This window comes from Ornithinimicrobium humiphilum, from assembly GCF_006716885.1.
In the GTDB taxonomy this organism is placed as follows: domain Bacteria; phylum Actinomycetota; class Actinomycetes; order Actinomycetales; family Dermatophilaceae; genus Ornithinicoccus; species Ornithinicoccus humiphilus.
The window spans coordinates 792,590-819,314 of the sequence record NZ_VFPU01000001.1; the positions used below are offsets into that span (position 1 = coordinate 792,590).

The 26,725-nt window shown below is 70.0% G+C and carries 23 protein-coding genes and 1 pseudogene; 15 read left to right on the forward strand and 9 right to left on the reverse strand.

Features of this window, described 5'->3' with window-relative positions:
* The first annotated feature begins 120 nt into the window (after positions 1–120).
* Positions 121–1,464, forward strand: coding sequence for a S1C family serine protease (locus tag FB476_RS03610; protein WP_141817570.1), 1,344 nt, complete (start codon positions 121–123; stop codon positions 1,462–1,464).
* On the opposite strand, the gene FB476_RS03615 is transcribed toward FB476_RS03610, so the two are convergent.
* Positions 1,461–2,480 carry a bile acid:sodium symporter family protein gene (locus tag FB476_RS03615; protein WP_141817571.1) on the reverse strand — a complete coding sequence of 340 codons (1,020 nt, stop codon included), beginning with the start codon at positions 2,478–2,480 and terminating at the stop codon, positions 1,461–1,463. The two genes, FB476_RS03610 and FB476_RS03615, sit on opposite strands and share 4 nt — an antisense overlap.
* A gap of 194 nt (positions 2,481–2,674) precedes the next feature.
* On the opposite strand from FB476_RS03615, the gene FB476_RS03620 reads away from it, so the two are divergent.
* Genes FB476_RS03620 through FB476_RS03630 form a run of 3 tightly spaced genes read left to right on the forward strand, consistent with a single transcriptional unit; the run spans position 2,675 to position 6,982 of the window.
* Positions 2,675–4,492, forward strand: a complete 1,818-nt coding sequence (locus tag FB476_RS03620) for a flavin-containing monooxygenase (RefSeq protein WP_141817572.1) — start codon at positions 2,675–2,677, stop codon at positions 4,490–4,492.
* 40 nt (positions 4,493–4,532) lie between these two features.
* Positions 4,533–5,762, forward strand: coding sequence for an ATP-grasp domain-containing protein (locus FB476_RS03625; RefSeq protein WP_141817573.1), 1,230 nt, complete (start codon positions 4,533–4,535; stop codon positions 5,760–5,762).
* Positions 5,763–5,767: 5 nt separating this feature from the next.
* Entirely contained in the window at positions 5,768–6,982 is a 1,215-nt protein-coding gene (locus tag FB476_RS03630; RefSeq protein ID WP_141817574.1) for an ATP-grasp domain-containing protein, read from the forward strand.
* A gap of 56 nt (positions 6,983–7,038) precedes the next feature.
* On the opposite strand, the gene FB476_RS03635 is transcribed toward FB476_RS03630, so the two are convergent.
* Positions 7,039–7,323 (reverse strand): WhiB family transcriptional regulator, encoded by a 285-nt coding sequence (locus FB476_RS03635; protein ID WP_141817575.1) that lies wholly within the window; start codon positions 7,321–7,323, stop codon positions 7,039–7,041.
* A gap of 233 nt (positions 7,324–7,556) precedes the next feature.
* On the opposite strand from FB476_RS03635, the gene FB476_RS03640 reads away from it, so the two are divergent.
* Positions 7,557–9,248 (forward strand): ABC-F family ATP-binding cassette domain-containing protein, encoded by a 1,692-nt coding sequence (locus FB476_RS03640; RefSeq protein WP_141817576.1) that lies wholly within the window; start codon positions 7,557–7,559, stop codon positions 9,246–9,248.
* 243 nt (positions 9,249–9,491) lie between these two features.
* Here the strand turns inward: FB476_RS03640 and FB476_RS03645 are convergent, their stop codons facing one another.
* Entirely contained in the window at positions 9,492–10,001 is a 510-nt protein-coding gene (locus FB476_RS03645) for a hypothetical protein (RefSeq protein WP_141817577.1), read from the reverse strand.
* Between the two features lie 197 nt (positions 10,002–10,198).
* On the opposite strand from FB476_RS03645, the gene FB476_RS03650 reads away from it, so the two are divergent.
* Positions 10,199–10,669, forward strand: a complete 471-nt coding sequence (locus FB476_RS03650; RefSeq protein ID WP_420359349.1) for a pyridoxamine 5'-phosphate oxidase family protein — start codon at positions 10,199–10,201, stop codon at positions 10,667–10,669.
* 10 nt (positions 10,670–10,679) lie between these two features.
* Here the strand turns inward: FB476_RS03650 and FB476_RS16605 are convergent, their stop codons facing one another.
* Positions 10,680–11,000: a hypothetical protein gene (locus tag FB476_RS16605; protein ID WP_202876887.1), complete on the reverse strand. Its 321-nt coding sequence runs from the start codon at positions 10,998–11,000 to the stop codon at positions 10,680–10,682.
* Positions 11,001–11,261: 261 nt separating this feature from the next.
* Between FB476_RS16605 and FB476_RS16610 the strand changes: the two genes are divergently transcribed.
* Together FB476_RS16610 and FB476_RS03660 are read left to right on the forward strand one after the other, a co-directional pair.
* Positions 11,262–11,687 carry a DUF1801 domain-containing protein gene (locus FB476_RS16610; protein ID WP_238329534.1) on the forward strand — a complete coding sequence of 142 codons (426 nt, stop codon included), beginning with the start codon at positions 11,262–11,264 and terminating at the stop codon, positions 11,685–11,687.
* A gap of 175 nt (positions 11,688–11,862) precedes the next feature.
* On the forward strand, positions 11,863–13,653 hold the full coding sequence (locus FB476_RS03660) for a GmrSD restriction endonuclease domain-containing protein (protein ID WP_141817580.1): 1,791 nt from the start codon (positions 11,863–11,865) through the stop codon (positions 13,651–13,653).
* A 44-nt stretch (positions 13,654–13,697) separates the two neighbouring features.
* On the opposite strand, the gene FB476_RS03665 is transcribed toward FB476_RS03660, so the two are convergent.
* Positions 13,698–15,386 (reverse strand): DUF2075 domain-containing protein, encoded by a 1,689-nt coding sequence (locus tag FB476_RS03665; protein WP_238329535.1) that lies wholly within the window; start codon positions 15,384–15,386, stop codon positions 13,698–13,700.
* Positions 15,387–15,420: 34 nt separating this feature from the next.
* Complete coding sequence (locus FB476_RS03670; RefSeq protein WP_141817582.1) at positions 15,421–15,741, reverse strand: nucleotide pyrophosphohydrolase; 321 nt, start codon at positions 15,739–15,741, stop codon at positions 15,421–15,423.
* 163 nt (positions 15,742–15,904) lie between these two features.
* Here FB476_RS03670 and FB476_RS03675 point away from each other — a divergent pair, with 163 nt between their 5' ends.
* The 3 genes from FB476_RS03675 to FB476_RS03685 all read left to right on the forward strand — a co-directional run bounded on the left by FB476_RS03675 (position 15,905) and on the right by FB476_RS03685 (position 18,195).
* Positions 15,905–17,269: a hypothetical protein gene (locus FB476_RS03675; RefSeq protein WP_141817583.1), complete on the forward strand. Its 1,365-nt coding sequence runs from the start codon at positions 15,905–15,907 to the stop codon at positions 17,267–17,269.
* Between the two features lie 165 nt (positions 17,270–17,434).
* On the forward strand, positions 17,435–17,866 hold the full coding sequence (locus tag FB476_RS03680; RefSeq protein ID WP_141817584.1) for a hypothetical protein: 432 nt from the start codon (positions 17,435–17,437) through the stop codon (positions 17,864–17,866).
* The gene (locus FB476_RS03685) at positions 17,863–18,195 is read left to right on the forward strand and encodes a transcriptional regulator (protein WP_238329536.1); all 333 of its coding nucleotides are present in this window, start codon (positions 17,863–17,865) and stop codon (positions 18,193–18,195) included. Before FB476_RS03680 ends, FB476_RS03685 begins: the two co-directional genes overlap by 4 nt.
* A gap of 48 nt (positions 18,196–18,243) precedes the next feature.
* On the opposite strand, the gene FB476_RS03690 is transcribed toward FB476_RS03685, so the two are convergent.
* The 3 genes and pseudogenes from FB476_RS03690 to FB476_RS03700 all read right to left on the reverse strand — a co-directional run bounded on the left by FB476_RS03690 (position 18,244) and on the right by FB476_RS03700 (position 22,035).
* Positions 18,244–19,401: a M20/M25/M40 family metallo-hydrolase gene (locus tag FB476_RS03690; RefSeq protein WP_141817585.1), complete on the reverse strand. Its 1,158-nt coding sequence runs from the start codon at positions 19,399–19,401 to the stop codon at positions 18,244–18,246.
* A 30-nt stretch (positions 19,402–19,431) separates the two neighbouring features.
* Positions 19,432–20,966 (reverse strand): annotated as a pseudogene (locus FB476_RS03695) (AbgT family transporter).
* Positions 20,967–21,093: 127 nt separating this feature from the next.
* On the reverse strand, positions 21,094–22,035 hold the full coding sequence (locus FB476_RS03700) for a LysR family transcriptional regulator (protein ID WP_170233512.1): 942 nt from the start codon (positions 22,033–22,035) through the stop codon (positions 21,094–21,096).
* A 96-nt stretch (positions 22,036–22,131) separates the two neighbouring features.
* Between FB476_RS03700 and FB476_RS03705 the strand changes: the two genes are divergently transcribed.
* The 4 genes from FB476_RS03705 (at position 22,132) to FB476_RS03720 (ending at position 26,666) form a co-directional block, all read left to right on the forward strand.
* The gene (locus FB476_RS03705) at positions 22,132–23,556 is read left to right on the forward strand and encodes a CitMHS family transporter (protein WP_141817587.1); all 1,425 of its coding nucleotides are present in this window, start codon (positions 22,132–22,134) and stop codon (positions 23,554–23,556) included.
* A gap of 10 nt (positions 23,557–23,566) precedes the next feature.
* Positions 23,567–24,898, forward strand: coding sequence for an acyclic terpene utilization AtuA family protein (locus tag FB476_RS03710; RefSeq protein WP_141817588.1), 1,332 nt, complete (start codon positions 23,567–23,569; stop codon positions 24,896–24,898).
* Positions 24,895–25,209: an AtuA-related protein gene (locus tag FB476_RS03715; RefSeq protein ID WP_141817589.1), complete on the forward strand. Its 315-nt coding sequence runs from the start codon at positions 24,895–24,897 to the stop codon at positions 25,207–25,209. The genes FB476_RS03710 and FB476_RS03715 overlap by 4 nt, the downstream gene beginning before the upstream one ends.
* A gap of 179 nt (positions 25,210–25,388) precedes the next feature.
* The gene (locus tag FB476_RS03720) at positions 25,389–26,666 is read left to right on the forward strand and encodes an HNH endonuclease signature motif containing protein (RefSeq protein ID WP_141817590.1); all 1,278 of its coding nucleotides are present in this window, start codon (positions 25,389–25,391) and stop codon (positions 26,664–26,666) included.
* The last annotated feature ends 59 nt before the right edge of the window (positions 26,667–26,725 follow it).

The window sequence follows — 26,725 nt, forward strand, 5'->3', positions numbered from 1 at the left end:
AGACCTGCACAGGCACGCCGAGCTGGTCAGGATCGGCGGACGTGGCCGCGTCGGGGCGGCGATATTCTTGGACGAGGGGCTCATCGGGTGGCGTGGGCTGCAGCAGAAGGGGTGCCAGGGATGGCGGTGTTCCACTCGGAGCACGACGGCGGCGAAGACGTTGGCGCGAGGCCCTCGTCCAACGGTCTGCGCTCGATCGGTCTCGTCCTGGTCGGGGTCCTGCTGGCCGCGATCGTCGGCGGTGTCGGTCTCTTCGTCGGTATGGGCATGGGCATGGACGACACTCCTGACCAGCCGCTGGCGGTGGCAGACCCGGTGGCCGCCACGACCTCGGCTCCCGAGCCCGAGCCGACCCAAGAGCCGGAGGAGCTCGACAACGCCGAGCTGGCGCAGAAGTACGGGGACTCCGTCTTCAAGGTCGAGACCGCCGGTTGTCAGGTCGAGTCGTCGGGAACCGCGTGGGTGCTCGATAACCAGCACCTGGTGACCAACTGGCACGTGGTCAGCAATGACCCGACTCCGGAGCTGGTCAGCAGGGACGGGCGGACCCGGCTCTCGGGAACCGTCATCGGTGGTCATCTGGAGCCGGACGTCGCCGTCATCCGGGTCGACGACGGCGGGCTGCCGGACCCACTGCCGTGGGCCGAGACCGACGACCTGCGCGAGGGTCAGGAGGTCGTCTCCCTGGGGTATCCCGCCCCGAGGGGGGACTTCGCCGTGACGCCCTCGACGATCATCAGCTTCCAGCGGTCGGGGTCCACCCGTGAGGCCATCCGGGGGGACGGCGCCCTGGACCGTGGCAACTCCGGGGGTCCCGCGCTGACGCGGACCGGCGAGGTGGCAGGTGTGGCCACACTCATGGTCCAGGAGGCCAGCCAGCTGCAGATGGTGCCACTCCTCTTCACCACCGACGCGCTCCGCGCCAGCGTCGACAAGATCCTGGACGATCCTCAGGAGGTCGACGCCGACTGCGACCCCACCTTCGGAACCCTCCCCGATGACTGGGCGCCGGACTTCGACGACTGGAGCTTCGGACCGCAGGCCTACGGCGACGACGCCTCGCTCGACGCCCTCTACGACGCCTGCGCCGCAGGCGACCTGGGTGCGTGCGACGACCTGTGGTGGAGCTCGGCCCCCGGGTCCGACTACGAGGCGTTCGCCATGACGTGTGGCGGCCGGGTCGGTGAAGGTGCCTACGGCAACTGCGAGCTGCAGGCGGAGTGGGAGCAGCAGGAGCGAGATCGCGAGGCAGAGGAACGCCGCCAGGCCGAGGCGGACGCAGCGGCCCTGGCTGCCCTCGCGACCGCGTGCCGGGGCGGTGACATGCAGGCGTGCGACGACCTCTACTGGGCGGCGGACTACGGGAGCCCGGAGCAGGCGGTTGCCGACGACTGCGGCGGGCGCTACCCGGGCGACGGCGGCATGTGCGTCTATCGGGAGCAGAACCCTCGACCCAGCCCCTAGCGCTCGACCCTCTCCACCTCACGTTCCTCGTCCTTCACCGGCCGCCGGCCCCAGAACGACGCCAGCAGCCCTCCCGAGATGTTGTGCCACACCGAGAAGAAGGCGCCCGGCAGCGCGGCCTCGGGGGAGAAGTACTGGGTGGCGAGCCCCGCGGCGAGGCCGGAGTTCTGCATACCCACCTCGACGGAGACCGCCCGCCGCGACGACACCGGATACCGCAGCAGCGTCGCCAGGGCGTAGCCCACGGCATACCCGAGCCCGTTGTGGAGCAGGATCGCGAGCACGAGGGTCAGGCCCGCGGCGGTGAGCACGGCGTTGGAGGCGGAGACGACCGCGATGACGACGAAGGTGATGCCGAGCACCGAGATCCACGGCAGCACCGGCAGCAGCCGGTCCACGACGCGCGGCAGCAGCGCGCGCAGGATCAGACCCGCCGCGATCGGGATGACGACGATCTTCACGATCGACATCGCCATGTCGCCGACCGGCACCGGCAGGTACTGACCCGCCAGCCACAGCGTGATGAACGGCGTCAGCAGCGGCGCCAGCAGCGTCGAGACCGCGGTCATCGTCACCGAGAGGGCCACGTCCCCGCGGGCGAGGTAGGTGACGACGTTCGACGAGGTGCCGCCCGGGACGGACCCCACGAGGATCAGTCCGGCAGCCAGCGCCGGCGGCAGGTCGAGGACGGTCGCGATGCCGAGGGCGAGCAGCGGCATCACGGTGTACTGCATCGCCACGCCCGCGAAGACCACGAGCGGCCTCTTCGCCACCAGCGCGAAGTTCGGCAGCGTCAGGGTCAGCCCCATCCCGAACATGATGACCATCAGCGCGGTGGTCACGTGCACCGACCACCCGTCGAAGGCGCCGGGCGCGACATACGCCGCCACGGCCCCGCCGATGATCAGCAGCGGGAAGGCGGTCACCGCGAGCTTGGCGGCCCGCTGCGCCTTCGCGTCAGGAGCCCCAGGGGCGCCGGGTGCGTCGGGGGAGGGAGGGGCGGACGGTTCGGTCATCTCGGTCCTCTGGTGATCGCCGGGTATGCCGCACGCGTGCGGCCTGGTCCGCCCTCGACCGTAGGGCGCGTCAACCTCGACCGCGCGCCAACCGACCCATTCTGCCGTGTCGCACCCGCCCCCGTCGACCCCTGTCGCGCCGCCCGGCCGCCGACTAGTGTGCGTCAGATCACAACGACGTGAGAGGAGCATCCATGACCCAGACCCTGCCCACGACGACGGAGGCGACCGACCCGCAGTCCCGGGTGGACGCCTGGTTCGCCGCCTTCGAGGAGGCCCTGACCGCCGGTGACGTGGAGCGCGCGAGCGAGATGTTCGCGCCCACCTCGTTCTGGCGCGACCTGGTCTCCTTCACCTGGAACATCACCACGGTGGAGAACCCCGAGGGCGTCGCCGACCTGCTGCGCCACACCCTCGACTCCACCCGCCCCTCGGGCTTCCGCACCACAGAGCCGCCGACCGAGGAGGACGGCGTGGTCACCGCGTGGTTCGAGTTCGAGACGGCGGTCGGCCGCGGGTGGGGCCTGATGCGGCTCAAGGACGAGGGGGCGTGGACCTTCCTCACCTCCCTGCAGGAGCTCAAGGGCCACGAGGAGCCGCGCGGCACCCGCCGGCCGATGGGCGCCGAGCACGGTGCCTCGAAGGACCGCCTGACCTGGCTGGAGAAGAAGCAGCGCGAGGCCGAGAGCCTCGGGAGCGCCGAGCAGCCCTACGTGCTCGTCATCGGCGGCGGCCAGGGCGGCATCGCGCTCGGCTCGCGGCTGCGCCAGCTCGGCGTGCCCTCGCTCGTCATCGACAAGCACCCGCGGCCGGGCGACCAGTGGCGCAGCCGCTACAAGTCGCTCTGCCTGCACGACCCGGTCTGGTACGACCACCTGCCCTACCTCAAGTTCCCCGACAACTGGCCGGTCTTCGCCCCCAAGGACAAGATCGCCGACTGGCTCGAGTCCTACACGAAGGTCATGGAGGTGCCCTACTGGGGCAGCACGCTGGCCACGCACGCGGACTACCACGAGGACGCCGGCGAGTGGGTGGTCCAGGTCGAGCGCGAGGGCAAGCCGCTGACGCTGCGCCCCAAGCAGCTCGTGCTCGCCACGGGGATGTCCGGCAAGCCCAACATCCCGGTGCTGCCCGGCCAGGACGTCTTCCGCGGCGACCAGCACCACTCCTCGGCCCACCCCGGCCCGGACGCCTACGCCGGCAAGCGCTGCGTGGTCGTCGGCAGCAACAACTCGGCCTTCGACATCTGCGGCGCGCTCTGGGAGCACGACGCCGACGTGACGATGGTGCAGCGCAGCTCGACGCACATCGTCAAGAGCGAGACGCTCATGGACATCGGCCTGGGCGACCTCTACTCCGAGCGGGCGGTCGCGGCGGGCGTCACCACGGAGAAGGCGGACATGATCTTCGCCTCGCTGCCCTACCGGATCCTCCACGAGTTCCAGATCCCGCTCTACGACCAGATGCGCGAGCGCGACAAGGACTTCTACGACCGTATGGAGAAGGCCGGCTTCTGGCTCGACTGGGGCGACGACGGGTCGGGCCTGTTCCTCAAGTACCTGCGCCGCGGGTCGGGCTACTACATCGACGTGGGCGCCGCCGAGCTCGTGGCGGACGGGGAGGTCAAGCTCGTCCACGGGCAGGTCGACCACCTCACCGAGGACTCGGTCGTGCTCGAGGACGGCACCGAGCTCCCGGCCGACCTGGTCGTCTACGCCACCGGCTACGGCTCGATGAACGGCTGGGCGGCCGACCTCATCAGCCAGGAGGTCGCCGACAAGGTCGGCAAGGTCTGGGGCCTGGGCTCGGACACCACCAAGGACCCCGGTCCGTGGGAGGGCGAGCAGCGCAACATGTGGAAGCCCACCCAGCAGGAGGCGCTGTGGTTCCACGGCGGCAACCTGCACCAGTCGCGCCACTACTCGCTCTATCTCGCGCTGCAGCTCAAGGCCCGCTTCGAGGGGCTGGAGACGCCCGTCTACAACCTCGCGGAGGTGCACCACACGAGCTGAGACCGGGTGCGGTGACCATGGCCCCTGGGTACGATCGGCCATGGTCACCGCCGCCTTCGTCGCGCCGTTCCTCCTGGAAGCCACCCGCCGGTTCGTCCTGGCCGCGGCGCGCGTGCCGGGGGTCCGCCTCGCCGTCATCACCGCGACGCCCTGGGACCAGCTCGACCCGGAGCTCAAGGAGGCGGTCGCCGGTCACTGGCAGGTCACCGACGGCCTCGACCCGCAGCAGGTCGCCGACGCCGTCCGTGGGCTCCGCTCGCAGGTCGGCGAGGTCGAGCGCCTCGTCGGCATCCTCGAGCAGCTGCAGGTGCCGCTCGCGCAGGTCCGGGACGCGCTCGGCATACCCGGCATGGACGAGCAGAGCGCCCGCAACGTGCGCGACAAGGCGCAGATGAAGACCGTGCTCCGCGCCGCCGGGCTGCCGTGCGCACGCCACCAGCTGGTCCACCGCACCGAGGAGGCGCTCGCCTTCCTCGACCTCGTCGGGCTGCCCGTCGTGGCGAAGCCGCCGGACGGTGCCGGGGCCAGGGCGACCTTCCGCCTCGACACCCGCGCCGACGTCGACGCCTGGCTCGAGCTGGCCCAGCGCGACGCGGGGGAGGCGTGGCTGCTGGAGGAGTTCCTCACCGGCCGCGAGCACACCTTCGACGCGGTGACGATCAACGGCGACACGCTCTTCTCCTCGATCGCCGACTACGTCCCGCCGCCCTTGGAGGTGCTGCGCAACCCGTGGATGCAGTGGCAGGTGATCCTGCCGCACTCGATCGACGGGCCGGAGTACCGCGAGATCCACCGCATCGGCCCCGCAGCCCTCTCCGCGCTGGGCGTGCGCACCGGCATCTCGCACATGGAGTGGTTCGCCCGTCCCGACGGCTCCGTCGCCGTCTCCGAGGTCGGCGCCCGCCCGCCCGGCGCCCAGCTCGCCGGCATGATCGGCCTGGCCCACGACGTCGACTTCTTCGACCTCTACGCCCGGCTCATGACCCTCGAGCAGTTCGACCGGCCCGAGCGCACCTACGCGTGCGGCACGGCATACCTCCGGGGTATGGGGCGGGGCCGGGTCCGCGCGGTCCACGGGCTCGACGAGGTGGGCCCTCGGCTCGGGGACATGGTCGTCGACTCCCGCATCCCGCCGCCGGGCACGCCGGCGTCCGGGACCTACGAGGGGGAGGGCTTCATCACCGTCCGCCACCGCGACACCGACGTGGTCCGCGAGGCCCTCGACCTCATCGTCTCGCGCGTCCGCGTCGAGCTGGTCGAGGCGGAGTAGGGCCGATGACCAACGTCCTGATGATCTCGCCCGGCTTCCCGCTGGAGATCGGCTTCTTCACCCGCGCGCTCGCCCGCACCGGCGCGACCGTGATCGGCATCGGCGACCAGCCGGTCGACGCGATGCCCGCCACGGCCCGCGACCACCTGGCGCACTACGAGCACGTGCCGCTGGCCGACACCCGCCGCGTGCTCGAGGCGCTCACCGGCCTGGCCCGCAACGTGCGGATCGACCAGGTCGAGTGCCTCTGGGAGCCCTACGTCGTGCTCGCCGCGACCATCCGCGAGCACCTCGGGCTGCCCGGCATGACCGTCGAGCAGGCCACCCGCTTCCGCGACAAGGAGGTGATGAAGAAGGTGCTCGACGAGGCCGGCATCCGCACCCCGCGGCACGCCGGTGCCGAGACCGTCGCCGAGGTCTGGGAGGCGGCGGAGGTCGTCGGCTACCCGCTCATCGTCAAGCCCGTCGACGGCGCCGGCTCGGCCGACACCTACCGCGTCGACACCCCCACGCGACTGGCCGAGGTGCAGCCGATGCTCGCCCACGTGCGGCGTGTCAGCGTCGAGGAGTTCGTCGAGGGGGAGGAGTTCACGCACGACACCGTCTGCGGCGGCGGCGACATCCTCTTCGAGAACGTCAGCTGGTACCAGCCGCGGCCCCTCGAGCAGCGCAGCCACGAGTGGGTCAGCCCCATGACGATCGCGCTGCGCGACAAGACCGACCCCGACCTGGCCGACGGCATCGAGATGGGTCGGCAGGTCATCCGGGCGCTCGGCCACACCTCCGGCTTCACCCACATGGAGTGGTACCGCATGGCCGACGGCGAGGTCGTCTTCGGCGAGATCGGCGCCCGCCCGCCGGGGGCCCGCACCGTCGACGTCATGAACTACGCCACCGACGCCGACCTCTTCGTCACGTGGGCGCTCGCGGTGACGACCGGCACCGCGCCGCCCCTGGGGCACCGCTACAACGCGGCCAGCATCTTCAAGCGCGCGCAGGGCTCGGGCCGCATCTCGCGCATCGAGGGCCTCGACCGGCTGCTGCGCGAGGAGGGCGACAAGGTCTGCGTCGTCGACCTGCTGCCGGTCGGCGCGCCCCGCCGCGACTGGCGCGCGACCCTGCTCTCCGACGGCATGGTCATCGCCCGCGACCCCGACCTGGACGAGCTGATGCGCGTGCTGAGGAGGTTCGCGACCGAGCTGCAGCTCTTCGCGGAGTGAGGGGTATGCCGTGGGCCCCGGCCCGCGGGCGGGGCCGGGGGTGCTGTGAGCGACGGTCAGGCGGGGCGGGCGGCCTCCCGCTCGCGGTAGATCGCCTGGCGCTCCTCCTCGGTCATCCCGCCCCAGACGCCGTAGGGCTCCTGCGTGGCCAGGGCGTGCTCGCCGCACTCGACGACGACCGGGCACTGCTCGCAGATGGCCTTGGCGCGGGCTTCCCGACGCGCGCGCGAGGGGCCGCGCTCGCCCTCGGGATGGAAGAAGGTGTCGGGACTGGTCGTGCGGCACAGGCCCCTGAACTGCCACTCCCACAGCGCGGCCACGGGCACTCGTGGATCGGACATCGCAGACCTCCTCTGGCCTGATCACCCGAGATCGGGTGCGGTCAGAACCAGTACGGCCCACCCCGCCCGGCCAGCGCAAGGGCTGGCCAGGGATCCTGACGAGATCTTGACCGACTGCATACCTGGTCTTGACCGTGGTCCGCCCGAGAGGCCCGCGACCGGCGGAACGGCGGTGTGGGGCGGGCGCCTGCTCGATGAGTTGGTGCCTGCCCCCGGGCTGAGACAATCGCCCGGTGACCGCGACGATCCAGGCCAAGGACGTGGCCGTCGGCCACGGTGCGACCACCCTCTTCTCCGGGCTCGACCTCGTCGTCGCGCCCGGCGACGTCGTGGGGCTGGTCGGGCCCAACGGCGCCGGCAAGTCCACGCTGCTGCACGTGCTGGCCGGACGCCGCGCGCCGCAGGCCGGCTCGGTCGTCGTCTCGCCGCGCACGGCCCACCTCGGGCTCCTCACGCAGGAGTCGGACGCGTTGCCCGGTGAGACGATCCGGCAGTCGTTGGCACGTCGGACGGGCGTCGCCGCGGCGGAGGTCGAGATGAACGCCGCCGCCGAGCACATGGCGGAGCACCCTGAGGACGAGGCCGGGCACACGGCATACTCCCTGGCCCTGGAGTCCTGGCTCGCCCTCGGCGGCGCCGACCTCGACGAACGCGCCGAGGAGGTGGCCGCGCGCCTCGGGCTGGCGGTGGACCTCGACCGTGAGGTGCGCACGCTCTCGGGCGGGCAGGCGGCGCGGGCGGGCCTGGCCGGGCTGCTGCTGTCGCGCTACGACGGCTACCTGCTCGACGAGCCGACCAACGACCTCGACGTGGCGGGCCTGGACCTGCTCGAGGAGTTCGTGCACGGGCTCGAGGCGCCGGTCGTGCTGGTCAGCCACGACCGGGCGTTCCTGTCCGCGACCGTGACCACGGTGGTCGAGATCGACCGCAGCCTGCAGCGGGTGGTGGCCTACGGCGGTGGCTACGACGCCTACCTGGAGGAGCGGTCGATCACGCGGCGGCACGCGCGCGAGGCCTACGAAGAGTATGCCGAGCGGCGGCGGGCCCTGGAGTCGCGCGCCCGGATGCAGCGCGACTGGATGAGCAAGGGCGTGCGCAACGCCAACTCCAAGCTGGCGCGGCGCAAGGAGTCGGACAAGCACATCCGTTTCCACAAGCAGGCGACCTCGGAGAAGCAGGCCGCCAAGGCCCGGCAGACCGAGCGCATGATCGAGCGGCTCGAGGTGGTCGAGGAGCCGCGCAAGGAGTGGCAGCTGCAGTTCTCGATCGCCCAGGCGCCGCGGTCGGGCGACGTCGTGGCGGTCGCGCGGGGCGCGGTCGTGCGCCGGAGGGGGGACTCCGGGTCGTTCACGCTCGGGCCGGTCGACCTGCAGCTCGACCTCGGGGACCGGGTGGCGATCACGGGGCCGAACGGCTCGGGCAAGACGACGCTGCTGGGGCTGCTGCTCGGGCGGATCGAGCCCGACGAGGGGACCGTGTCGACGGGCTCGCGGGTCGTGATCGGCGAGGTCGACCAGGCCCGTGGGCTGCTCGAGGCCGACGAGACGCTGCCCGGCGTGTTCGCCCGGGAGCTGCCGGACTGGACCGACGCCGACCGGCGGACGCTGCTGGCGAAGTTCGGCCTCGCCGGGGCGCACGTCGGCCGGCCCGCCGCGACCCTGTCGCCGGGGGAGCGGACCCGCGCCGCCCTCGCGCTGCTGCAGGCCCGGGGCGTCAACCTGCTCGTCCTCGACGAGCCGACCAACCACCTCGACCTGCCCGCGATCGAGCAGCTCGAGCAGGCGCTCGAGGCCTTCGACGGCACGCTGCTGCTGGTCACGCACGACCGGCGGATGCTGGAGACCGTGCGACTGACGCGCCGGTGGGAGGTCGACGGGGGAGTCATCACCGAGGTGCTGCCAGGGGCGGGCTCCGAGGAGGGCTGAAACAGAGTGGTGGATCGAGGTCGTCCTGACGACACAAATCCACCACTCTGATCGGTCGGCGGGTGGGTGGCCGGCTCAGGTCGTCCTCTGTCCGACCTCGCCTGAACAACGGGACGACTTCGTGTCGTCATGGCGACACGAAGTCGTCCCACTGTCACGCGGCCCCGGGTCCCCGTCGCTCCGGACATGACAACGGCCGGCCCGGTGCGTGCGCACCGGGCCGGCCGTCAAGAACGTCTGAGGTCAGCTGCCCATCATGCAGCTCATCAGGGGCTCCATCATCCCCTGCGTGGCCTCGTCCTCCTTGCCCTGGAACATCAGGGAGAACATGTCGGTGAGGGCCTCGTTGGTGAAGGCCTCGGCCATGCACTCCTGCTGCTCGGGGGTGATCGAGTCGTCGGCGCCCATCTGCTCGGCGATGATCGCCTGCGCGTCGACGCAGTTGACGAGGACGTCGGCGGCGCTGTCGGCGTCGGCCTCCTCCATCGTCACGTCGGTGACGCTGTCGTTGACGGTGAGGTCGTCGGTGAGCATGCCGTACTCCTTGAGCTTGTCGACGCCCACGCGGTCGACCATGCCCTCGCCGACGCAGTCGGCCTGCGCCTGGTCGACGGTGAAGTCCTCGTCGCTCTCTTCCATCATCGAGGCCGAGATCGCCTCGGCCGCCTGCGCCTCGTCGTCGTTGCCGCCGCAGCCGGTGAGCACCACCGACAGCGTGAGAGCGGCCACGGCGATGTGTGCTCGGGTCTTCATTGACGTACTCCAGTTCCAGGCAAGCCGCGAGGCCCCCGTGTCGTGCGATTCGGCCCCTGCGACCGACGGGCCGGTCGACCCGCCCGACGACGCTAGCAGAGGGGCGAGGGGGTATGCCGTGGGCCGGCGGGTTGGCGGACGTCTGGCACGCAGCCGATCAGGAACGGAGAAGCGCAGGTGAGGCGGCTCCTCCTAGGGTGGATGGCTTGACGGAGACGACCGAGCCTGCACCGCCTCGGGACGCGGCCACCCGTCGCCGGGACACCGAGGAGCGGCTGGCGACCGACGTCGACCTGTGGGTCGCGACGACGGACGGGGACACGCCATACCTCGTGCCGTTGTCGTTCGACTGGGACGGCGAGACCGTGCTGCTGTCCACCTCCGAGCGGAGCGTGACAGGGCGCAACCTGGTGCGGACCGTGACGGTCAGGCTGGCGCTGGGACCTACGCGGGACGTGGTGCTGGTCGACGGGACGGTCGAGGTAATGCCGATGGACGCGCTGCCGACCGGGCAGGCTGACCGGTTCGCGTCTCGGACGGGTTTCGACCCGCGGGTGGAGCAGGGGTTCGTGTGGTTCCAGGTGAGGCCGCGGAGGATCCAGGCATGGCGGGAGGCCAACGAGCTGGCGGGCCGCGAGCTCATGCGCGATGGGCAGTGGCTGGTGTGACCCCTGGCGGTCAGGGGCGCTCGAGCTTGTAGAGCGCGATCTCGGCCCGACATGCGTCGTCGCGGTGCGCGGCGGCTCGGTGCAGCGCGGCGACGACGTGCCAAACCTCCGTGCCCCGGGTGGCCAGCCGCTCCCAGGCGTCAGCCGCCTCGACGTGGAGCGACTGCATACGGCGCTGGGCGTCGACGGCCCGGCCAAGGTCCCCTTCCTTGGCGGCGGCGTAGTCGAGCGCCGAGGCGTCCCGCAGCTCCTGCTCGAGACCGGCAACCCGGTCGAGCAGGTGGTCGGCGGGTTCCGAGCCGGGATCGCGCAGCCCGGCAAGGCGGTCCACCGCGGATCGGAGGACGTCACCCCGGGTGACGTCGGAGTAGGAGATGCGGGGGTCGTCAACCGGGTCGCCCGCGGTAGACGACGGGAGTCGAGCAGCCAGCGGCGCACCCCCTCGGCCACCAGGTCGGAGCACCGATCCAGGCTGCCAGGACCCTGCGGTTGGCCTCGTCGATGTCCGTCACGGAAGCGACGCTACTGCGGTGCTGCAGCCCCCGGACCGAGGCTGGCTCGATCGCAGACCGAGTCGACCGGGAGGACGATCGTGAACCCGAAGAAGGACGACGCCGGACCCAAGCTGCTCTCCGGCGGAAACCCCCAGATCCCCAAGGGCGAGGGGGACGGGCCGGTGCAGGCGTACGTCGCGGCCATGCCGGGCTGGAAGAGCGAGATCGGGCGGCGGCTCGACGAGCTCGTGACCACCACCGTGCCGGACGTGCGCAAGGCCGTGAAGTGGAACCAGCCGTTCTACGGGGCGCACGAGGACCGGTGGTTCCTGTCCTTCCGCTGCTACACGAAATACGTGCAGGTGCAGTTCTGGCAGGGGACGTCGCTGGACCCGGTGCCGCCGAAGGCGTCGAAGCACGACGAGGTGCGCTACCTCGACATCCACGAGGAGGACGAGCTGGACGAGGCGCAGCTGCGGTCGTGGATCGAGCAGGCGGCGAGGTTGCCGGGCACGAAGGTGTGAACGGGGCCAGCGCGCAGGTGGGGCTGCCACGGATAAGCACTTCCGGCCATTGACGGAAAGTGGTGCGCTCGTGAGAATGCGAGATTCGGGCTTGAGTCGGTAAGGCGGTCTACGCAACGTGGCGTGGGTCCGGCGGCGCCCGTCGAATCCAGTCCGTGACAGAGGAAGTAACCACATGACGATGTATTCGGTGACCCAGTCGGCCGTGACGCAGCTCTTGGCGGACGTGCGAAGCGACCGGATCGCCATCCCGGAGCTGCAGCGCCCCTTCGTGTGGGACAGCATCAAGGTCCGTGACCTCATGGACTCGCTCTACAAGGGTTACCCGGTGGGATACCTCATCACGTGGCAGTCCGTCGGCGCCAAGCTGAAGGGGGGCCATGTAGCTGCCCACCAGCAGATCTTGATCGATGGGCAACAGCGGATCACCGCACTGCGGGCTGCGGTGGCTGGCCTCCCGGTGATCAACAAGCGGTACAAGTCGGTGCGCATCAAGATCGCCTTCAACCCGATGACCGAGGAGTTCGCGACTCTGACGCCGGTCATCGGCAAGAACCCGCAGTGGATCGCTGACATCAGCGAGTACTTCAACTCGGAGTCGCCGCTGTCCTTCGCGCGTCAGTATCTCGAGCGCAATCCCGAGGTCGACCCGAGGACCTTCGAGACCAACCTCGCCCGCCTAGGACGCATCCAGAACGCGCAGATCGGCATTATCGGGCTCGCAGACGACCTCGATGTCGAGACCGTCGCCGAGATCTTCATCCGCATCAATTCCAAGGGTGTGCCGCTGAGCAGCGCCGACTTCGCGATGAGCAAGATCGCGACGTATGGCGACCGCGGACGCAACCTGCGCAAGCTCATCGACTACTTCTGCCACCTCGCCGTAGCGCCGCACGCGTATGACGACATCAAGGAGAACGATCAGGAGTTCGCCGCGTCGCCGTACCTCGGTGCGATCAGCTGGCTCAAGGACGAGTCGGAGGATCTCTACGACCCGCAGTACGGCGACATCATCCGGGTCGCCGGGCTGGTCGGCTTCAGCCGCGGCAAGGCGGCCAGCATCGTGAGCGAGCTGTCAGGGCGGGACCCTGACACCCGAAAGGTCGACGAGAGCCGCATTCCAGTGGCCTACGAAAAGCTCGAGCGGTCGCTGCTGCAGATCGTCAACAACTTCCACTTCGACAACTTCCTCATGCTCATCAAGTCGGCGGGGTTCATCACCTCCGGCATGGTGAACTCGCGGAACGCTCTCAACTTCGCCTATGCCCTCTACCTGCGGCTTCGCGAGGACAAGGAGATGCCAGAAGGCGAGCGGAAGCGCATCGTGAAGCGCTGGTTCGTCATGTCCATGCTGACAGGGCGCCACTCGGGCAGCTTCGAGTCGACCTGGGAGCAGGACATCCGGCGCATTCGAGAGCAGGGGGCCGCGAACTACCTCAAGCAGATCGAGGAGTCCGAGCTCTCGGACGCGTTCTGGACCGTGAGCCTGCCGGCGGCCCTGGAGACCACCAGCACGGTCAGTCCGTTCTTCCAGACGTTCCTCGCCGCGCAGGTCTGCGCCAACTCGCGGGGGTTCCTGTCCAAGGGCATCACTGTGGCGGCCATGCTCCAGCAGTCGGGCGACATCCACCACATCGTTCCAAAGGACTACCTGCAGAAGAACGGCTACCCGGACCGCGGCGACTACAACCAGGTGGCGAACTACGCGTTGACGGAGACCTCGATCAACATCAGCATCAGCAACAAGCCGCCGGCGGCGTACATGGCGGACATCGCCGAGCAGATCGAGACCGGCATGTTGCGCCTGGGAGAGATCAGGGATGCGGGAGACCTCGCCGCGAACCTGCGGGAGAACGCGATCCCCGAGCGTCTCGACGAGATCAACTCGGGTAACTACAAGGACTTTCTCGTGGAGCGTCGCAAGTTGATGGCTCGCGTCATCCGGGACTACTACCAGGCGCTCTGACCGAACCTAGGCCGGGCTCGGACTTCGTCTGGGCTCGGCCGCGGTCAATGACGGTTCAGGTAGGTGTTCAGCGCGGTTCGCAGGTAGTCGCGGAGTACTGGGTCCACGACGTAGATGTAGGTGCCACGCATGCCCCGCGTCAGCAGGACCCGATAGATGTTGGTGATGTAGCGCTCGAGGTCAGCGTCGGTGGTGACCTTCCCGACCATCGGGTTGTTGGCCTTGCCCTTGCTGTCGAAGTAGTCATTTCGACTGATGACCAGCCTGCCGGCGCCGGGATCGTACTGAAGGTCCTTGCCGATGATGACGCCTGCGTAGTTCAGGTCGTAGCCCTGCACGGTGTGGATCGACCCGACCTCCTCGAGCGCACGACGGGAGTTGATCCAGTCGGTCGCGGTGCCGTTCCAGCGCAGCCTGACCCCGTCGATCTCGATGTCTGCGGCCTGCTTGTCCTTTGCGCTCACCCACTTCCACGCATACCCAGCAACGAGTCGAGACAGACCCACATCGGCATCCCGCGCCCGGATCGCCTGGTGCATCTCGGCGAGGTCGTCGAACATCCGAAGGTCGTACGCGAAGTCGTCAGGTGCTGGGCTGGGCGTCTTGCCCGACATGACGGCAGCGATGCACTCCACGTAGGCCGACCCACCTGCGACTCGCATCTGGGTGGTCAGGGGGTATAGCCGGGAGTGTGCCCGCGCCTCGGCGCACACTGCGTCCAAGGTGCTTGCGTCGAGATCAGCGGGTCGGACGCTCTGTCCCGAGTCGAGGAGCAGCACCACGTGACGGGCGCGGTGTCGGATCCAGTCCAGCTGCGTCACCGTCAGGTCGTCTTCACCACGCATCGATCGAACGATGTCGACATACCTCTTGGTCAGTGTGCCGTGCGCCTGTGCGGCCCGCTGGGTCAGGCGGTGGGCCTCGTCGACCACCACGACGTCGAAGTCTTCTGGCGACTCGGCCACGTCGAAGGCGGACAGGACACGAACGTCGCGGAGAGCTGGAATGCGCAGGAAGACCTTCTGGATGGACTTCCGGAGTGACTGCTGAGGAACGACGAGTCCGACGTGGAGGTTCTCGAACAGGTCGCGCGAGCCCTGAAGGAAGTAGTCGGAGAAGACCGAATCGCCGTGCACCTCGTCCGAAGGGTCGAACGTTGCGAGGTCACGAAGCAGCTTGATGAGGTAGATGCCCACGACCGTCTTGCCCGTTCCTGGGCCACCTTGGATCACCGAGACGCTTCGACGGTCGGTCTCCAGGTCCTCCACCAACCCCTCCATGACCTCGTTGACGGCCACCGCCTGCTCCGTGTTCAGAGCCTTGTACGGGGAGAGCTTGAAGAGGTCCGTGTTCTCGATCTCGGGGATGGATCGGGTGAAGTACCCCAGAGCCCGCAGTTCCTCGAAGATCTCGTCGAACTTTTTCTGGTAGTCACCGCGCTGGTAGTACTCGCGATTGGTGATTCCTTCGTTCCTGTTGAGCACGGCGTAGCGCCCGTCGCCGCTGAGGAGTCGGATCAGGTACGACTCAAGGTCGAGGCAGACCGACTTGTTGAAGCTCTTGTCGAGCACGAGGCGCACCTCCTCGAGGTGCCGTTTCGCATCCGACTGCAGGTGTTGGAAGAGCCGCCCGGTCGCGCCTCCCGTTTCTCCCACGTAGATGTCGCTGGGGCTGTGGATCAGGTAGACCACTGGCCAGTTCGACATCATCGGCTCCGCCGCATCGGCCCCCATGACCGAAGACTGGGTGAAATCGAAGTTGTGAAACCTAAAGCTTGTCATACTTCGTGCTTCGTCCAGAGGCTTTCGAGACGGGGTACTTGGTGCGTGTCTGCTCGAGCTTCTTGAGCATGATGTGGTGCGGCTCGAGGCCGAGTCGGTCTGCGAGCAGGTAGCAGTAGGTGAGCACGTCCGCGAGTTCTTCGGAGACTGCGGCGAGGTCGGCATCGTCGTTCCACTGGAACTGCTCCAAGAGCTCACCGGCTTCGACCGAGATCGACTTCGCGAGGTTGGCGGGCGAGTGGAACTGGCTCCAGTCGCGCTCGGCCACGAACTGCCGCAGTTCGGCCAAGACCACGCGCTCATCCACGAGGGCAACGTAGCAAATGGTCCAGAGGTGGCTGCGGCATCAGGATCCCGCAGCCCCCACTGCCGCAACGGCCTGACCGGCTTAAATGGGATCGCCCAGTCATGGTGGGTCGCCCTGAATCGTCGGTGCTCGTGGCTATGCTGCCCGGCAGGAGGGTAAACACATGGCGGAAGAATCGTGGAACGAAGCGCGCCTGATTCCGACCTCAGGGATCTCTGGCGCCGAGGAGCAGGAGCGAAGGGCGACCTCGGCGCTGCTCGCGGTGATGACGGCGGTCCCGGACTTCAGCAGGGCCATGCTCAAGCCGCTCGGAGTGCCGGCAGGGAAGGTCGAGGCGTACATCGAGGTGCCTTTCGATCTCAACGGCCGGCGCATCTATCCGGATGGCCTGATCCGGGTGTCCCGCGGTAGTAAGCAGTGGACGGCTCTCGTCGAGGTGAAGACGGGCAAGAACGAACTGAACTCCGAGCAGCTCGAGGCATATCTCGATGTCGCGAAGGAGCAGGGTTTCGATGCGCTGTTGACGATCAGCAATGAGATTCCCCCCACCCCCGTCCAGCACCCCACCAAGGTGGACAAACGCAAGTTGCGGAAGGTGGCCATCCACCACTGGTCCTGGAGTCTCCTGCTGTCCACGGCAGTCGTGCAGAAGGAGCACCGTGGTGTCTCCGACCCCGAGCAGGCCTGGATACTCGGTGAGCTCATCCGGTACCTGGAACACCCGCGTTCCGGCGCCATGGAGTTCGATGACATGGGCAGCGAGTGGGTCAAGGTACGGCAGGCCGTCAACGCCAGCACGTTCCGCGCGAACGACAAGGGCGGCGTGGACGTCGTGGCGAGGTTCGACGCCCTGCTTCGTTATGCCAGCTTGCGACTGGGGCGTCGCCTGGGGACGGACGTGACGCCCTTGCTGTCCCGGAAAGAACTGGCCGACCCGGCGCTGCGGCCGCAGACCCTTCTCTCCGCCCTTGAGTCGGAGGGGGTGCTCACGGGAGCGATTCGCATTCCGGACGCCGTGGGCCCGCTGCACATCTCCGCCGATCTGCGCGCCGGTCAGGTCACGTGTCACACCGACATCGACGCGCCTCGGCAAGGACGCCCCCAGACGCGCGTCAATTGGCTGATTCGTCAGCTGAAGAATGCGCCAGACTCGGTGCGACTGGAGGCCTTCATGGCCAACTCTCGCGGGCGTGGCACCACGGAGATGCTCGGTGCTGTTCGGGAGAACCCGTCTCTGCTGATCGCGGACCCGAAGCGCGACATCAAGTCGTTCCGCATCGCTCTTGCTGCCCCGATGGGCAGCAAGCGAGGACGAGGGCGGGGGACGTTCATCGATTCGGTCCTGGACCTCAGCGATGCCTTCTACATGGATGTGCTGCAGAACCTGAAGGCCTGGTCCGCCGCCCCGCCCAAGATGCGCGACGAGAACGTCGAGGTGGCAGAGGTGGGGAGCCTGTCCTCCAATGCGCTGTCATCGCAGGACGGCCCTCTGCGCTCGACCGAGGCGGCCGACACGGCTGCTGAGTGAGGCTCAGGGCGACTGGGGCCAGGCGAACCATGTCGCGGACGGGTAGGTCAACCTGCCTGCCCGCCCGCCCCGTCATGACCAGGATGCGCCCCTCGGCACGGCGCCCCTAGGTCACTTGCGCAAAGTAACTTGCACCTGATGCAACAAACTTCGTAGGGTCTCCCCATGACGTTCTCTCCCGACCACGCCACCGACCTGCTCCGACAGCTCGACGACGACCGCTCCCGGCTGGCCGACCTCACCGCGACGCCGTGGTGGGCGCCGGCGTTCCTCGGTCTCGTCGTCGGCCTGTGGGTCGCCTCGCCGGCCGTGGGCGATCGGACCAGCAACTACGTCTTCGCGCTGGTCGCCGCCGTGGTGATCGTCTCCGTGGTGCGGGCCAGGACGGGCATCCGCCTCCGTGCGGCAGGCGCGCGTCAGGTTTCCCTCGGCGCGCTCTGGCTGCTGGCTACCCTCGTCCTCTACTCCGTCTCCCTCGCCCTGGTCTCGCTCGACCGGTCGGTCTGGGTCGTACTGCCGGCGCTGGGCGCAGCGGCGACCACCTGGGCCGCGGCGCGCGTCTCGGACCGCTGGGCACGAGAGGCCCTGCGGGCGTGAGCGTGGACGAGGCCGTCTTCGACGAGCTGATCCACTTCCCGGCCCGGCTGCGGATCTGCGGGCTGCTGCGGAGTGCCGACGCCGTCGCGTTCCGGCAGCTCGAGGCTGCGCTCGAGCTGCCGGCGTCGCAGCTCTCGCGTCATCTGAAGGCGATGACGGAGGTGGGCTACGTCTCGATCACCAAGAGCGCCTCGCCCGAGCGTGGCGACGCTCGCCGCGTCGCGTGGGTGAGCCTGACCCCGGCGGGGCGGCAGGCGCTCGAGCGTCACATGGCCGCGCTGACCCTGATCGCGCAGGGGCACGAGGTGCCGACGGGCCAGGGCGGATGACGAGGCGGGGCCGGTGCGACCGCACCGCGCCCCGCCTCATCGCCCTGCCTACTCCGCCGCCAGCAGCTCCACGATCCCGGCCATCAGCGCCGTCTGCCGAGGCAGGCCGCTCACCGTGATGTGCTCGTGGCGGGCGTGCGGGCCGGCGCCGATGCCGCCGAGGCCGTCGATGACCGGCAGGCCCAGCGCGGCGATGAAGTTGCCGTCGCTCGCGCCGCCGACCGCCTGCGTCTCGATCGGGAACCCGAGGTCCTCACCGACCCGGTGGGCCAGCGCGACGATCTCCTCGGTGCGGGGCGTGGGGTTCATCGGCGGACGGTTGTGGTCGACGTACATCTCGAGCGAGCAGCGCTCGTCCTCGACCTGCAGCGCCTCGAGCGCGCTCGCGACCCGCTCGGCCTCGTCCGGGTCCTGCACGCGCACGTCGACGGCGCACCGTGCCTGACCGGCGATGACGTTGCGGCCGCTGCCGCCCTCCACCGTCCCGACGTTGACCGTCGTGCCCTTCGAGCGGTCCGCCAGCGCCACGATCTTGGGGATGAGCTTGGCGATCTCGTGCACCGCGCTCGCGCCGGCGTAGGGGTCGAGCCCGGCGTGCGACTCGAGCCCGGTCACGGTGACGTCGGCGAAGACCGTGCCCTTGCGCTGCACCTTGACCGCCCCGCCCGCGCTCGGCTCGCTGATGAGCGTCACGAGGCACCCGGCCGCTGCGGCCTCGATGTGCGGCCGGGAGACGGCGGAGCCGATCTCCTCGTCGCCGGTGAGCATGAGACGGACCGCCGGGTGCGACGCCCCGAGCTCGCGCAGCGCCCGCAGCATCCACACCGTCTGGACGATGCCGGCCTTCATGTCGAGCACGCCCGGGCCGGTCAGCACGTCGCCGTCCCGGGTCAGCGGCCAGGTGGCCAGCGTCCCCTCGGGCCACACCGTGTCGTAGTGGCACAGGCTCAGCACCGTCCCCGCGACGCCGGGCGAGCCGGCCCAGGTCAGGTCGAGCACGTCGCCGCGCTCGCCGCCGTCGTGCCGCGCCCGGGCGACGGGCTCGCCCAGCCGCTCCACGGCATACGCCTCGATCTGGGGGAGCGCGGCCTCGAGGAGGTCGCGGCGGCTGCTGGGCGTCTCGAGGCGCACCAGGCGGTCGAGGTCGGCGAGCACCTCGTCGATGTGGGTCTCGACGTAGTCACGAACGGCTGCGGCAGAGGTCATGCAGGGGTCAGCTCCTCGGGGAGGTGGGGGTCAGCGGACGGGGACACCGGGGCCGAGGGGCAGGCCCACGGCATACCAGAGGGAGAAGAACAGGAACCAGCCGACGAGGATGGCCATCGAGATCGGCAGGGTGAGGGAGAAGAGCGTGCCGATGCCGGCCTTGCGGTGGTACTGCTGGATGTAGCCCAGCGCCAGCGCGAAGTAGGGGCTCATCGGGCTGATGACGTTGGTGGGGGAGTCACCCATGCGGAAGAGCATCTGGGTGACCTCGGGCGCGACGTCGAGCAGCATGAACATCGGCACGATGACGGGCGCCATGAGGGCGTACTGCGCCGAGCCGCTCGTGATGAAGAAGTTGAGGACGGCGACGAGCAGGACGAGCCCGGCGAACATCACAGCGGCGGCAGGTTCCAGGACTGCAGGATCGACGAGCCCTCGATCGCGATGATCGGGCCGATGTTGGACCACTTGAAGTAGGCGACGAACTGCGCCGCGGCGAAGAAGAGGACCAGCACCGGCGCCAGGCTGACGATGCCCTTGCCCATCATCGACGGGACGTCGCCGGCGCTGGTGATGCTGCGGGTGGTGAGGCCGTAGGCCAGCCCCGCCCCGGCGAAGATGATCGCGATCGGCACGACGATGTCGGTCAGCAGCGGGCTGTCGAGGACGCCCTCCTCACCCCGGAGCGGGGAGCCGGGGACGAACAGCGCCGCGAAGTATGCCGCGAGCAGGACGAGGGCGGTCAGGCCCGCCCTGCGCAGCCCCTTGCTCTCGTCCTCGGCGACATTCAGGTCGTCCAGACCCTCCGCGTCGTCGCTGTCGTCGTCGAGGCCGCGCGTGGTGCGGGTGAGCAGCAGCTCGGTCACCGCGGTGATGATCAGCGCGAGGACGATCGCCGAGGCGATCGAGAAGAAGTAGTTGGCGACCGGCGAGACGACGTAGCCCTCCTCGACGAGCTGCGCGGCGCTGGTCGACAGGCCGGCCAGGATCGCGTCGGTGCCGGTGACCAGCAGCGAGGCGTTGTAGCCGGCGCTCGCCGAGCCGAAGGCGACCACCGCACCGAGGACCGGGCTGCGGCCGACGGCCTTGAAGGCGGCGGCGCCGAGGGGGATGAGCACGACGTAGATCGCGTCGGAGGCGACCGAGCCGGTCACGCCGGTCAGGGCCAGGACGAAGGTCAGCCAGCGCGGCGAGACCTTCGCGACGACCGCGCGGATGGCGGCGGCGAGGAGGCCGGAGCACTCCGCGACCGCGACGCCGAGCATCACGACGATGATCAGCCCGAGCGGCGGGAAGGCGGTGAAGTTGGGCACCGCCTCGGTGACGATCTGGCGCAGCCCCTCGGGGGTCAGGAGGTTGACGACCGCGACCGTCTCGCCGTCGGCGGGGGAGACCGCGCTCACGCCGATCCGGCCAAGGATCGCGCTCGCCGCGAGGATGATCCCGCCGAGGATCAGGAAGAGCCAGAACGGGTGGGGCAGCTTGTTGCCGATCCGTTCGAGCACCTGGAGGGCACCGACGAGGCCACCCTGCTTCTCCGTCGTGTCTGGCGTCGTGCTGGACATGCGTGAGCAGGCCTTTCGTGGTCGAGGACCTGAATACGCAAACAGGGGTTTGCATGAGTATGCAAACCGAAGTGGCACGTGGGAGGGCCCGTGGCGGGGGGTGAGGCGGGTGGCCGGGAGGGGCTCGTCAGGCGTGGTTGCGGGCGTGCACGGCCCAGGTGACGCCGGGGAGCCCGGGGCGCTCGGTGCCGGGGTCCAGGAGGAGATCGAGCCAGGCGCGGGCGGGTGGACCGAGGGGTCGTTCGCTGCGGTGGGCGACCACGATGTGGCGCGTGACACGGGGACGCAGGGGTATGTAGTGCAGGTCGGCGAAGGCGAGGAGCGGCAGGACGAACCCGGGCACCACGGCGGTGCCCAGTCCCGCCGCCACGAGGCCGCCGACGGTGCCGACGTTGCTCGCCTCGACGACCTCGCCGACCTCGACCCGGTGCCGGGCGAGAGCGCTGTCCACGAGGCCGCGGATCGTGCTCGCCCCGGTGAAGACGACGAGGGGGCGCTCCGCGAGGGCCGTCCACGGGAGGTGGTCGGCACCGGACCAGGGATCGTCGGCCGGCACGGCAGCGAAGAACTCGTCGCGGGCCAGCGGGATCTCGAGCTGCTCGGCGCGCGGTTGCTGCGAGCGGGCGGTGACGGCCACGTCGGCGTCCCCGCGGGCCAGGCGCTCCTGGACGCTGCCACCCAGTGCGTCGTCGATGGCGACGTGCACGCCTGGGTAGCGGGTGCGCATGGTGAGGACGAAGGGCGGGAGGAGGGTGGCTGCGAGCGAGGGGAGGGCGGCGATGCGGAGGGATCCGTGCGTGCCTGCGAGGTAACCGGCGAGGTGTCGCAGGCCGTCGTCGTAGTCCCGCACCAGCCGGCGGGCCAGCTCGAGGACCTCGCGGCCCTCGGGGGTCACCCGGACCCTCCGGGTGGTGCGCTCGAAGAGGCGGGTCCGCAACCGGCGCTCGCACTCGGCGACGGCGCGGCTCAGCGACGGCTGGCTGACGCCGAGGGCCGCCGCGGCCGCCGTGAAGGTCCCGTGGTCGGCGAGCGTGACGACCGCCCGCAGCTGGGTGGGAGACAGGTCCATGCGCATTGTGCATGAATCTATCCGGAATTGGCGATGGACGTGGAGAGATCGTGCTGCCCAGACTGGTCGGCGACCGTCCACCGGAAGGGACCGACGATGCTCTCCACCATCGGCTACCTGATGATCGCCGTGATCCTCGGGCTGCTGCTCACCAGCCGCGTGGCTGCGGTCGTCGCCCTCGCGGGCGTCCCCGTCGTCGCCGCGCTCGTCGCCGGTTTCGGTCCGGCCGAGATCACCGGCTTCGTCAAGGACGGGCTCGGCGGGGTCGCCGGCACGACGGCGATGTTCATCTTCGCCATCACCTACTTCGGGCTCATGCGCGACGCCGGGATGTTCGACCCGGTCATCCGCCGCATCGTCCGGTGGGCGGGCAACGCGCCCGCGACGATCACCGTCGCGACCACGGCGCTGGCGATCTTCGCGCACCTCGACGGTGCCGGCGCCACGACCTTCCTCATCACCATCCCGGCGATGCTCCCGCTCTACGACCGGCTCGGCATGAGCCGCCTGACGCTCACGGTCTGCACGGGCCTGGGTGCCGGCGTGATGAACCTCCTGCCCTGGGGCGGTCCGACGGCCCGCGCCGCCACGGCCACCGGGATCGACGTCAACGAGCTCTGGGTGCCGCTCATCCCCGCGCAGGTCGTCGGCATCGTCGGCGCGCTCGCGATCGCCTGGTTCCTCGGTCGTCGCGAGCACCGTCGGCTGGGTGACCTGGCTCCGGTCGCCGTCGAGGCCGAGGTGGGGGCCGCTGCCGGGCCCGGCGCCGCTGCCGGACCGGGCGCCGCTGCCGGACCGGGCGCCGCTGCCGGGTCGGGTGCCGGGTCTGCCGCGGAGGTGGAGCCCGCGGTCGACCCGCTGGCTCTCTCCGACGAGGACGCGGCGCTGCGTCGTCCACGGCTCTTCTGGTTCAACGTGGCGCTGACCGTCGCCGTGCTCGTCGTCCTGGTCATGGGCTGGGCCTCCCCGGAGCTGACCTTCCTCGTGGCCGTCGTCGTCGCGCTGGTCGTCAACTACCCCGGCCTGAAGCAGCAGACCGCACGCATCGAGGCCCACTCGATGGGCGCCATGCTCATGGCGACCACGCTGCTCGCGGCCGGTGCCTTCCTCGGCATCATCGAGGGCTCCGGGATGATCGAGGCGATGGCGGAGACCGCCGCCGGGGTCGTGCCGGCCTCGGCCGCCCCCGGCCTGCCGCTCATCGTCGGCATCCTCGGGGTGCCGCTCAGCCTGCTGTTCGGGCCGGACGCCTACTACTTCGGCGTCATGCCGGTGCTGACCGCGCTCGGCGAGGCGCACGGCGTGCCGACCGAGGCCATCGCGCAGGCGTCGATCCTCGGTCAGGAGACGGTCGGCTTCCCGATCAGCCCGCTGACCGGCTCCTTCTACCTGCTGGTCGGCCTGGCCGGCGTGGACATCGGCAAGCACATCAAGGCGCTCTTCGGCTGGGCCTGGCTGCTGAGCATCCTCATGCTGGTCGTCGCGATCGCGATCGGTCAGATCCCGCTGTGGGCGAGCTGAGGAGGGCGCGGTGACCGTCCGACTGGGAGCAGGCGCGGGTTTCAGCGCAGACCGGATCGACCCGGCCGCGGCCCTCGTCGCGGGTGCGGACCTCGACTTCCTCGTCTTCGAGGTGCTCGGGGAGCGCACGATCGCCGCCGCCAACGACCGCAAGCTGTCCGGACGTGGGGTCGGCCACGACCCGCTGCTCGCGGACCGACTGGCGGCCACCCTGCCGACCGCGCTGGAACGGCATACCCGGATCGTGACGAACGGAGGCGCGGCCGACCCTCTGGCAGCGGGTCGGCTGGCCGACGAGATCGGCGGCGGCCGGGCGCGCGTGGCGGTCATCACCGGTGACGACGTCCTGCAGGCGGTGCGGGAGGCCGATCCCGTGGTGTGGGAGAACGGGTTGCCGCTGTCCGAGCAGCCGGGCGAGCTCGTCTCCGCCAACGCATATGTCGGCGCCGGGCCGGTCCGCGACGCCCTCGACGCGGGCGCCGACGTGGTGATCGGCGGGCGTCTGGCGGACCCGTCGCTCTATCTCGGTGCGATCGCCCACGCCCATGGCTGGGCCCTGGACGGTGACCCGGAGCTGCTCGGGCGAGGAACCGTCGTCGGCCACCTCCTGGAGTGCGCGGGCCAGCTGACCGGCGGCTACTACGCCGACCCGGTGACCAAGCCCGTGCCCCGCCTGGCCGAGCTGGGCTTTCCGTTCGCCGACGTCGCGGCTGACGGGTCCGCCGTGCTGGGGAAGCTCGAGGAGAGCGGCGGTCTGCTGACCGTGCGCACCGCCACGGAGCAACTGCTCTACGAGGTCGGCGACCCTGCTGCCTACCTGACCCCGGACGTCACGGCCGACTTCAGCCAGGTGCGCCTGGAGCAGGTCGGGCCCGACCGCGTCGCCGTCTCCGGCGCGTCCGGGCGCCCCCGGCCGGATGCGCTCAAGGTGACCCTCGGCTTCCGGGGGTCCTGGCGCGGGGAAGGGCAGATCACGTATGCCGGGCCGCGTGCCCTGGCCAGAGCCGAGCTGGCGCGCGACATCGTCGTGGAGCGGCTCGCGGCGGTGCACGCGATCGATGCGGGCAGCGTCACGGTGGAGCTGATCGGGACGGGCTCGGCGTTCCGGGGCCTGGTGCCACCGCAGGAGGCGCTCGAGGTGCGGCTGCGCGTCACGGGCTCGGTCGCGACGGAGCGCGAGGCACGGGCGGTCGGCTGGGAGGTCGAGAGCCTCTACACGAACGGGCCCGCCGGTGGCGGCGGGGCACGGACCTCGACCACGGAGGTGTTGGCGATCCGGTCGTGCCTGCTGCCCAGAGAGCTCGTGCACCCGACGGTCACGATGGTCGGAGGTGCGCGGTGAGTCCTTCGAGAATTCTCGACGACGTCGCCGACGTCCGGACCGGAGACAAGGGCGACACGCTCGTGGTCGCGGTCGTGGTGCGCGATCCGGGCGACTACGAGACGGTGCTGCGGGCGCTGTCGCCGGGCCGGGTGGCGACGCACTTCGGTGAGCTGCTGACGGGGGAGATCTCCCGGACAGAGCTGCCGCAGCTCGAGGCGGTCGTGCTCCTGCTGCCCGGGGTGCTGGGCGGTGGTGTCACCGGCGCGCCGGTGCTCGACGGGCACGGCAAGACGCTCAGCTCGTACGTGGCGATGCTCGCGCTGGACTGAGGGCCGGGGTGATCGGGGTCCCGGCGGCCGGCGCGGTGGGCCGGTCGGCGTGACGGGCCGGAGTCGCGGATCGGCTGCGTCGGCGCAGGGTTCTACCTCTGCCACCCTCACGGGCCCATTTCTACGACGCGCCGATCAAGGTGTCTGGGTCTGTCGGCGTTCGAACATATGATCGAGGTATGCAGCAGCCGCTGGGGACGGTGCGGCCGCCGAGGGGGACGGAGTCGGCGGGCGGTCAGTCCTGGCTGCTGGCGGGGCTGCCCGCGGACGTGAGCCGGCCGGAGCTGGTGCAGGACGACCTGGTCGTCGAGTCGTTGGGGTGGATCTCCCGGGCCGTGTCGGACCTGGAGCGGTCCCGGTTGGTGATGGCCACGGAGGCCGTGGACCGGGGCCTGCACCTGGCCGAGGGGTTCTCGGTGGTGGACTGGCTGGCGCTGCGGTGTCCGGACCTGGAGCGGCGGGCGTTGATGGACCTGGCGCGGTTGGCGCAGGCGGGTCGGGAGCCGGTGCACGCGCCGTTGCTCGAACGCGTCAAGGATGGACAGCTGTCGATCGCGCGGGCGGCGAGGCTGCACCGGGCGTTGCAGCGGGTGCGGCCGGGCCTGCCCCCGGAGGAGTACGCCGCCGCCGTGGAGCTGCTGGCCGAGGCCGGGAGCAACCCGCTCTTCGACGACAAGGACATCAGCAGGATCGTGGACCGGCTCGTGGCGCAGTGCGTGGACGAGCGTGACCACGAGGCCAAGGCGAAGAAGAAGCACGCGATGCGCGGGATCCACGAGTCGAGCCTGGCAGACGGGTCGGTGAAGCGGTGGATCATCACCTTCGGCGACGACGCCGACTACGAAGCCGCCAAGGCCATCATCGACTCCCCGCTGGCGGCACCGGCGACCAAGGAGGAGCAGGACGCCACCGGTGAGCTGGACCTGCGGACGGCGACCCAGCGCAAGTACGACGCGTTCATGACCGTGATGCGCCGCGGGGTGGCCGGCACGGCTGGTCAGCCGACGACACCGAAGGCGACGTTGATGGTGACGTTGGACTTCGAGACGCTCAAGCGTCAGCTGTCCGAATCCGGCGGTCACCTGCCCGGGGTGGGTTCGACCCTGGCCGGGGCGCCGTTGCGGGCGGAGGCGATCCGCAAGCTGGCGTGCGAGGCCGACATCATCCCCGTCGTGCTCGGCGGACCAAGCGAGATCCTCGACCAGGGCCGCCGCAAGCGCCTCGTCACCCCAGCACAGCGGGTCCGGCTCGCAGCACGGGACCGGGGGTGCACGATCCCGGGGTGCACCGTGCCCGCGACCTGGTGCGACGCCCACCACGTCATCCCCTGGGCCCTCGGCGGGCGATCAGACCTTTCGAACTACGCCCTGCTGTGTCCGAGGCACCACACCTTCGTGCACGACCGCAACCTGACGGCGACCGTGACGGAGCTCGGTGTCCGGTGGCATCTGAGATGACCCCGCCCCGAGCCCGGCCCCAACCGGCCGGGCGATGAGGCATGTCCGGGTGCCGGGAC

Coding starts and splice junctions, on each gene's coding strand:
- FB476_RS03675 (WP_141817583.1), top strand. CDS start 15,905: ATGGCGGAAGAATCGTGGAACGAAGCGCGCCTGATTCCGACCTCAGGG.
- FB476_RS03700 (WP_170233512.1), bottom strand. CDS start 22,035: ATGGACCTGTCTCCCACCCAGCTGCGGGCGGTCGTCACGCTCGCCGAC.
- FB476_RS03665 (WP_238329535.1), bottom strand. CDS start 15,386: ATGGGGGCCGATGCGGCGGAGCCGATGATGTCGAACTGGCCAGTGGTC.
- FB476_RS03635 (WP_141817575.1), bottom strand. CDS start 7,323: ATGTCCGATCCACGAGTGCCCGTGGCCGCGCTGTGGGAGTGGCAGTTC.
- FB476_RS03660 (WP_141817580.1), top strand. CDS start 11,863: ATGACGATGTATTCGGTGACCCAGTCGGCCGTGACGCAGCTCTTGGCG.
- FB476_RS03630 (WP_141817574.1), top strand. CDS start 5,768: ATGACCAACGTCCTGATGATCTCGCCCGGCTTCCCGCTGGAGATCGGC.
- FB476_RS03625 (WP_141817573.1), top strand. CDS start 4,533: ATGGTCACCGCCGCCTTCGTCGCGCCGTTCCTCCTGGAAGCCACCCGC.
- FB476_RS03720 (WP_141817590.1), top strand. CDS start 25,389: ATGCAGCAGCCGCTGGGGACGGTGCGGCCGCCGAGGGGGACGGAGTCG.
- FB476_RS03610 (WP_141817570.1), top strand. CDS start 121: ATGGCGGTGTTCCACTCGGAGCACGACGGCGGCGAAGACGTTGGCGCG.
- FB476_RS03680 (WP_141817584.1), top strand. CDS start 17,435: ATGACGTTCTCTCCCGACCACGCCACCGACCTGCTCCGACAGCTCGAC.
- FB476_RS03690 (WP_141817585.1), bottom strand. CDS start 19,401: ATGACCTCTGCCGCAGCCGTTCGTGACTACGTCGAGACCCACATCGAC.
- FB476_RS03620 (WP_141817572.1), top strand. CDS start 2,675: ATGACCCAGACCCTGCCCACGACGACGGAGGCGACCGACCCGCAGTCC.
- FB476_RS03645 (WP_141817577.1), bottom strand. CDS start 10,001: ATGAAGACCCGAGCACACATCGCCGTGGCCGCTCTCACGCTGTCGGTG.
- FB476_RS03705 (WP_141817587.1), top strand. CDS start 22,132: ATGCTCTCCACCATCGGCTACCTGATGATCGCCGTGATCCTCGGGCTG.
- FB476_RS03615 (WP_141817571.1), bottom strand. CDS start 2,480: ATGACCGAACCGTCCGCCCCTCCCTCCCCCGACGCACCCGGCGCCCCT.